2 protein-coding genes are annotated in these 1,647 nt (G+C 40.6%); both read left to right on the top strand.

The features are described from left to right. A partial coding sequence (locus B4K20_RS04935; protein WP_289282084.1) for an HD domain-containing protein occupies nucleotides 1–823 on the top strand: 823 nt, incomplete at its 5' end. Nucleotides 824–887: 64 nt separating this feature from the next. Further along, complete coding sequence (locus B4K20_RS04930; protein WP_289282083.1) at nucleotides 888–1,637, top strand: hypothetical protein; 750 nt, start codon at nucleotides 888–890, stop codon at nucleotides 1,635–1,637. Nucleotides 1,638–1,647: the final 10 nt, after the last annotated feature.

Here is a 1,647-nt window from a genome sequence, read left to right as displayed (position 1 = left end):
GTCTACCCGTGAATGGGAGGCAATCAAAGCGATTGTTCGATACTGTGCTAACAATTATCGAAACACCGAATTACTATATCGTATCCCTGGCCCGGAAGAACAGCGGCTTGATAAGCTTCAGTCATTAAGTGAAATAATGGATCATGTCTGGGGGGCTCCTCCGCATGAGGATATCTATAGAGATCAGCTTTTCCTGATCACTAATTGTATTACAGATACAGACGGTAAGGCCCTTCCTGATGTTGACGATGAATTGCATGCAAATTTAGCTGAGCAAATGTACAGCTTGGGCGTTTACGATATTTTCAATGACGACAATGTCAGCGATGAACAATGGGCATCATGGCAGATTGAGCGGTCAATCCATAATACAAAAACATGGATTATCAAGCTCCATTCCAAACAAACAGATAAAGCTGGGCAGCCCTATGTACAACATCCTCTACGTGTACATATGCGATTACAAAAACTGTTTCCAGATGCAGATGAAGATGTGCGTCATGCCGCCCTGCTACATGATGTGATAGAGGATTGTGGCATCACTCCTCAGGCATTACGAGAGCGAGGTTATTCGGACAAGACAATCCACATTGTCGAGACTGTCACCAAACAAGCTGATGATGGGCTAACGTATAAACAACGCATTCAACAGCTGGCCAAGACGGGTCCATTAGGTGCAATCCAAGTCAAACTGTGTGACCTGATCGACAACACAGATCCTGAAAGACTTAAATCCCTCCCTCCTGAAAAAGCAACATCACTTTCCAAGCGTTATTCAAAAGCCATTGAAATACTTCAGTCACACCTAGATAACTCGGATTAAGCAGATTCAATGAAAAAGGAACGGATAAATGTATGTATTCTCAAGCTTACTTAAAGGCATATAAATGAAAAAATCAGCCAATGTGATGTACTCATTAATAGCGGTCTTTGTTGTCAGTTTCGGTCCGAAGGTGCTAGCTGAACCAAAAGAGCTGACATTTGAAGTTGAACCTGAAGTGATTAAAGCAAAGGCACGTGAGGGACAATTTCTACCAATCCCCGTGCTAAAAAAACCGCTGGATTACCAGACCTTTTGGAGAATGTACGATGAACATCTCAAAAAGCAAAAGGCGGGTATTCATATTGCCGTTATTGTTGACGCTAAAAACGAAAACTGGCCGGACAAAAACACCACGATGCACATTAAACAGGTTCACAACTTTGCTAAAAAAGCCATGACTGGTAGTAAAAATCCACAACAACCAGGCTACGCAGAATTATATGGTGCAAGAATCAACAAAATAATACCCGTTATCTATGATCCCAAAAACCAAAAACCAGCCTCAATAAAAATCGCTGATGGTCAATACAAGAACATCAATGTCCCCGTTTCAGTCAATGACATTATCTTGTTAATCAATGATTATAACCCTGCTGAGAAGAACAATGGGGCATTCATTAATACCGTTGAAGAATTACAAAACCATCTGGACGCCGATCTGAAAGAAGGTTGTCACATGATGTCAAAATCACAATATTTAGAACAACTACTAGTACAGATTAAGCAATTAGACTCAGAGCTTGACGATTTATATGACCACAGAAAAGAATTAAAAGAACTACAAGAGCAGTTACCTTATATTAATGAACATTAAAGTCTGAAGT

The sequence above is a fragment of the Methylophaga sp. UBA5088 genome, assembly GCF_002414625.1.
GTDB classification, from domain to species: domain Bacteria; phylum Pseudomonadota; class Gammaproteobacteria; order Nitrosococcales; family Methylophagaceae; genus Methylophaga; species Methylophaga marina.
The sequence above is the reverse complement of the archived record's forward strand: the minus strand, read 5'-3'. Positions and strand labels throughout refer to the sequence as shown.

Coding starts and splice junctions, on each gene's coding strand:
- B4K20_RS04930 (WP_289282083.1), top strand. CDS start 888: ATGAAAAAATCAGCCAATGTGATGTACTCATTAATAGCGGTCTTTGTT.